The organism is Pseudomonas sp. (genome assembly GCF_030696055.1).
Taxonomy (GTDB): domain Bacteria; phylum Pseudomonadota; class Gammaproteobacteria; order Pseudomonadales; family Pseudomonadaceae; genus Aquipseudomonas.
Map to the genome: position 1 here is coordinate 1 of NZ_JAUYNP010000133.1, position 5,699 is coordinate 5,699.

A 5,699-nucleotide genomic window follows, 5' to 3' on the forward strand; every position below is an offset into this window, starting at 1 on the left:
GATCCATCTTGCCGACGAAGGAGCGATCGATCTTGAGGATGTCGAAGGGGAAGCGGTGCAGGTAACTGAGCGAGGAATAGCCGGTGCCGAAGTCGTCGATGCTGAGCTGGATATCCAGGCCCTTGAGCCGGGCCAGCAGCAGGTTGGCGCTGTCCGCATCGTTCATGATGGCGCTCTCGGTGATCTCCAGTTTCAGGCTGTGGTGCTCGACGCCCGAGTCCTCCAGGGTGCGGGCGATTTCCTCGAGCAAGCCTTTCTGGGCGAACTGCTTGCCCGACAGGTTGACGCTGATGCCCAGCTCGGCCTCGGCGGGAAAGCGTTGGTGCCAGGCGCGAATCTGCGTCACGGCCTGGCGTAATACCCAGAGCCCCAGCGGGATGATCAGGCCGGTGCTCTCGGCCAGGGGGATAAACAGCTCGGGCGAGATCATCCCCTGCTGCGGATGGCGCCAGCGGCACAGCGCCTCGAAGCCGGCGATGCGGGCGCTGGCCAGGTCGACTATGGGTTGGTAGTAGAGCTCGAATTCCTGGTGCTCCAGGGCGCGGCGCAAGTCGTGCTCCAGGCGCATGCGCGCCACCGCCCGCACCTGCATGGCGGAGTCGAACATCTGGTATTCGTTGCCGCCGCGTTCCTTGGCGCGGCCCAGGGCAGTCTCCGCCGCCTGCAGCAGGTCGCCGCCCTGGCACTGGTCGATGGCGGCCACGCCCATGCTGGCGGTGACGAAGAATTCCTGTTCCGCGTCGCACAGCGGCTCGGCGAAGGCTTTCTGCATGCGTTCGGCGACGCGCAGGGCGTCTTCCTGGTGTTCGAGGCTATCGATCAGCACGGCGAATTTCACCCCGCCGAGATAGGCCAGGGTGTCGGAGGGCCGGGCCTGCAGCTGCAGGCGCCGGGCCAGGCCGATCAGCAGCTGGTTGGCGGTGTGATGGCCGAGGCTCTCGTGGATCAGGTGGAAGCGATCGGGCTCGATCAACAGCAGGGCGAACAGCGTCTCCGGGTGCCGCGCGCGGCGGCTCAGGCAGCGCTCCAGGCGGTCGTCGAACAGCACGCGGTTGGGCAGGCTGGTCAGGGCATCTCTGGTCTTGCGTTCGGTCAGGTCGGTGCAGGAGCCGGCCAGGCGCAGGATGCGGCCCTGTTCGTCGCGCTTGCCCTGGCCGCGACAGAGCAGCCAGCAGCAATCGCCGGCCTGGTTATACACCCGCACCTCGACCTGGAACTGTGGCGTGCGGCCGGCCAGATGGGCCTTGAAGGCGCCCTTGAGCTTGCCCAGATCCGCCGCGTAGACCCGCGCCAGCCAGGTGTCCAGGCGCTCGGTGCGGTCATCCTGGGCATAGCCGAGGATGGCCTTGAGCCGCGGCGAGAAGTAGATGCTGCGGCTGCGCCTGTTCCAGTCCCACATGCCGTCGTTGCTGGAGTGGGCGATCAGTTGGTAGAACTCGCGGCTCTCCTCGAGGGCCTGTTCCGCGCGCTTGAAGGCCAGCTGGGTGCGCACCCGCGCCAGGGCCACGGCGAAATCGAAGGGCTTGACCAGGTAGTCGTTGGCGCCGCGGGCCAGGGCGTCGACTATCACCTCGCTCTGGCTGCGCGCGGTGACCATGATGATCGGCAAGTCGTGCAGGCTGTGCTGCTGGCGCAGGCGGTCGAGTACCTCCAGGCCGTCCATGTCGGGCATCATGATGTCCAGCAGGATCAGCTCGGGCGGCGCGGCGGCGACCAGATCCAGCGCCTCCTGGCCGCTGGCGGCGAGCTGCACTCGATAGCCGTGGTGCTGCAGGCGGCGGCTGAGGATGTCGCGGTTGGTTTCCTGGTCGTCCACCACCAGCAGGCGTGGCGACGAGTGGGGCGGGCTAGGCAGAGGCATCGTGATCCTCCTTGAGCGGCGCGGTCTCAGGGGCTGGTGGGTGGGTCGGCAGCACGGCGGGTATGCGCATCCGGAAGCAGGAGCCCTGGCCCGGCGTGCTGCTGACGTCGATAGTGCCACCCAGCAGCTCGCACAGGCCGCGGGAGATGGCCAGGCCCAGGCCAGTGCCGCCATATTTGCGGGTGATCGAGCTGTCGCCCTGGCTGAACGGCTGGAACAACCGGCTCAGCTGCGCCTCATCCATGCCGATGCCGTTGTCGCTGACGGCGAAGCATAGCCAGTCCTGGTCGGTGCCGCGTTCGCGGCGAATCTCCAGGCGCACCAGGCCGCGCTCGGTGAACTTGCAGGCGTTGCTCAGCAGGTTGTACAGGCATTGATTGAGTTTCAGCCGGTCGCTGACCAGCTCGCCGGCATCGCCTGCCAGCTGCACCTCGAGGCGGTTGCCGTTCTGTTCCGCCAGCGGGCTCAGGGTATCCAGCAGGTTGTCGACCAGTTCATCGAGGTCGATGGCCTCGGGGTCCGCGTCGACCTTGCCGGCTTCCAGCTTGGTGAAATCCAGCAGTTCGTTGATCAGTATCTGCAGGTGCTGGGCGGCGCCGTGGATCTTGCGCTGGTCCTGCAGCTGTTGCGCGAGCCCGGCACCCTGCAGATCCTCCAGGAGCATCTCGCTGTAGCTGATGACCGCGTGCAGCGGCGTGCGCAGCTCGTGGCTGACGGTGGCGATAAACTGGCTCTTGATGCGGCTGGCTTCCAGCGCCTGATCGCGGGCGGCGACCAGCTCCTGGGTGCGTTCGTGCACGCGCTGCTCCAGCGTGGCGTTGAGCTGCAGCAGCTGCTGGTTGGCCAGGTAGAGCTCCAGGCTCTTGCTTTCCAGCAGGGTCTCGGCGGCCTTGCGCGCGTTGCGTTCGCGCTGCAGTTGGCGCAGCCGAACGTCATCTTCGAGCTCGCTCATAAGCGACGGGTGAGGATAAAGCGGCTGCGGTTGTTCGCCCCGCTTTCCAGGTCCTCGCGGCGCAGCTCGATGGCTTCGCCGTAGTGCTCGATGCAGCCGAGGATCAGCCCTTCGGCCAGATCGGCGAAGGGCCGCCGCGATTGGTAGAGCATCACCAGGTTGTCCGGCCCCAGACCCTCATAGCTGAAGGACGGCAGTTCGGCGTCCGGGTAGAGCTTGCGCACTTCCACATGGATATGGTGATCGATGCTGCGCAGGAAGGCGAAGGCCGAGTCGACGCCTTCGAACAGCCTCGGGTAGCTCAGGACGAAGCGGCCGAACAGGTGCTGACCGAAGGCCTTGATCAGGTCCGGGACGGGCACCTGGGTCGCCGCGCTCAAGGCCACCACCAGCTGTACCAGCTCCTGGTGATCGTAGGTGCCCACCGCGGTATAGGCACCGTCGTTGAGCAGATGCGCCTGGCCGATGATGCGGTCCAGGGTCTGCAGGCCGAAGCGGGCTTCGACCATTTCCATAAACTCGGTGAAGACTATGCCTTTCATGCGCTGCTCCTTGCTCGGGCCGACACGTCGGCTCGGCCGCCGGTCAGTACACTATAGAACGCCGCGCAGCCGGGCGGATTCGAATCGATGTCTGGGGCATCAATGGTACAGGCCCAGCAGACGCCAGGTCTCACTCACTTTGGCCTTGGCTGGCCGGAAGGACTGATGCAAGCCCATCAGCGTTTCGCTGCTGTCGCCCATATGCCCAGCGGCTGTTGGCGCGGGGCATATGGTGGCTGACTGTGAGCCTGGGCCAGCGGCGCTGGCCGGCGGTCAACCCACCTCGGCCTTTTTGGCTATATCCCAGTTAGCTGTTGCGCGCAGCTTTTGTCGGGTGGGCGGCGCAGAGCCGGGTTGGCAAAGCAACTGCGGAATTTGCGCGCCGCATAACCCACCAAGCTGGGTAGGCTGGATGTCGCCGACCTGGTATATGCACCTAGGGTCTAGGCGACTGACCCGCAGCGGGCGGCGCAGTTGCGGATCAAGCGCCTAATAGGCTCTGCCCGCAGACCCGCAAGACCTGGGCGCTGAGCGCCCCCGAACCGGGCTGGGCGAGCCAGGCCACGGCTTCGGCGACGTCCTGGGGCAGGCCGCCCTGGCCCATGGAGTTCATCCGCCGCCCGGCCTCGCGGATGGTCAGGGGAATGGCCGCGGTCATCTGGGTTTCGATAAAGCCCGGCGCCACCGCGTTGATGCTGATGCCACGCTTGCCCAGGGTCGGCGCCCAGGCCTGGGCCAGGCCTATCACCCCGGCCTTGCTCAGCGCGTAGTTGGTCTGCCCCAGATTGCCGGCGATGCCGCTGATCGAGGCGATCAGCACCACGCGGCCGTTGTCGCGCAGCGTGCCGGCGTCCAGCAGGGCCTGGGTCAGCACTTGCGGGGCGTTGAGGTTGACGCCTATCACCGAGTTCCAGAACTCATCGCTCATCTTCGCCAATGTCTTGTCGCGGGTGATGCCGGCGTTGTGCACCAGTATATCGATGCCCTCCGGCAGGGCCGCAACCAGTTGGCTGGCGGCATCGGCGGCGCAGATATCCAGGGCCAGGCCGCGTCCGCCCAGGCGCGCGGCCAGGCTATCCAGCGCTTGCTGGGCGGGCGGCACGTCCAGCAGCACCACCTCGGCGCCGTCGCGGGCCAGGGTCTCGGCTATGGCCGCACCTATTCCCCGCGAGGCGCCGGTGACCAGCGCCTTCTTGCCGGCCAGGGGGCGGCTCCAGTCCTTGACCTGTTCGCCGCAGGCATTCAGGCGCAGCACCTGCCCTGAGACGTAGGCGCTCTTCGGCGACAGGAAGAAGCGCAGCGCGCCTTCCAGCTGCGCCTCGCCGCCCTTGCCGACATACAGCAATTGCACGCTGCCGCCGCGGCGGATTTCCTTGCCCAGGGAGCGGCTGAAGCCTTCCAGGGCACGTTGCACGCTGGCGGCGACCGGGTCTTTTAGCGACTCGGGCGCGCGCCCCAGCAGCACCACCCGTGGGCATTTGCCCAGGCCCTTAAAGGCCGGCTGGAAGAAGTCGCGCAGCTCGATCAGCTGCTCGAAGCGGCTCAGCTGGCTGGCGTCGAACACCAGGGCCTTGAGCTGGGGGCCGTGCTCGGCGGTCCAGCGCGGCAGCTCCAGTTGGCCGTCGCGCGGGGCGAACAGCGCGTCCGTGAGCCGGTTGGCAAAGCCGGCCACGGCGCTGGCCATGGGGCCGTCGCCGCCCAGCAGCAATGCACCGTCGACCGGCCGGTTGCGCCCGGCCTGCCAGCGCTCCAGGCGCAGCGGCGCCGGCAGGCCGAGGGCGCGGACCAGGCGGCGCCCGGCGGTGGAATTGGCGAAGGCGAGATAGGGATCGGACATGGAGCGGCTCCTGCGCAGGGAAAGTGCGCCCACTCTACGCAGGCCGCCGCCAGGCGCAATTGACCGCGCCGCCCGCCGCGCCGGCGAGGCGGCCAATGCCAGGCGGCAGGCATCGGCTAGCCTGTGGCCCATTCTTTCAGCCAAGGACTTCTCCATGACCCAGCCGCGCCGCGTCGCCATTATCGGCGGTAACCGCATCCCCTTCGCCCGCTCCAATACCCTCTACGCCACGGCGAGCAACCAGGAGATGCTGACCAGCGCCCTGGACGGCCTGATCGAGCGCTTCAACCTGCACGGCGAGCGCCTGGGCGAGGTGGTGGCCGGCGCGGTGCTCAAGCATTCGCGGGATTTCAACCTGACCCGCGAATGCGTGCTGGGCTCGCGCCTGGCCGCCGAGACCCCGGCCTATGACCTGCAACAGGCCTGCGGCACCGGCCTGGAGGCGGCCCTGCTGGTGGCCAACAAGATCGCCCTGGGGCAGATCGAATGCGGCATCGCCGGCGGGGT

At 67.4% G+C, this 5,699-nt stretch carries 4 protein-coding genes and 1 pseudogene; 1 reads left to right on the plus strand and 4 read right to left on the minus strand.

Annotation, left to right across the window (positions count from 1 at the left end):
* The 4 genes from Q8Q83_RS07950 to Q8Q83_RS07965 all read right to left on the minus strand — a co-directional run.
* On the minus strand, positions 1-1,861 hold a 1,861-nt coding region (locus tag Q8Q83_RS07950), incomplete at its 3' end, for a bifunctional diguanylate cyclase/phosphodiesterase (protein WP_305622652.1).
* Positions 1,848-2,813, minus strand: coding sequence for a HAMP domain-containing sensor histidine kinase (locus Q8Q83_RS07955; RefSeq protein ID WP_305622654.1), 966 nt, complete (start codon positions 2,811-2,813; stop codon positions 1,848-1,850). The genes Q8Q83_RS07950 and Q8Q83_RS07955, both read right to left, overlap by 14 nt.
* On the minus strand, positions 2,810-3,355 hold the full coding sequence (locus Q8Q83_RS07960) for a heme NO-binding domain-containing protein (protein WP_305622656.1): 546 nt from the start codon (positions 3,353-3,355) through the stop codon (positions 2,810-2,812). Before Q8Q83_RS07960 ends, Q8Q83_RS07955 begins: the two co-directional genes overlap by 4 nt.
* 481 nt (positions 3,356-3,836) lie before the next feature.
* Positions 3,837-5,192 carry a 3-oxoacyl-ACP reductase gene (locus Q8Q83_RS07965; RefSeq protein WP_305622658.1) on the minus strand — a complete coding sequence of 452 codons (1,356 nt, stop codon included), beginning with the start codon at positions 5,190-5,192 and terminating at the stop codon, positions 3,837-3,839.
* Positions 5,193-5,346: 154 nt separating this feature from the next.
* On the opposite strand from Q8Q83_RS07965, the pseudogene Q8Q83_RS07970 reads away from it, so the two are divergent.
* Positions 5,347-5,699 (plus strand): annotated as a pseudogene (locus Q8Q83_RS07970) (acetyl-CoA C-acyltransferase); the annotation flags it as partial.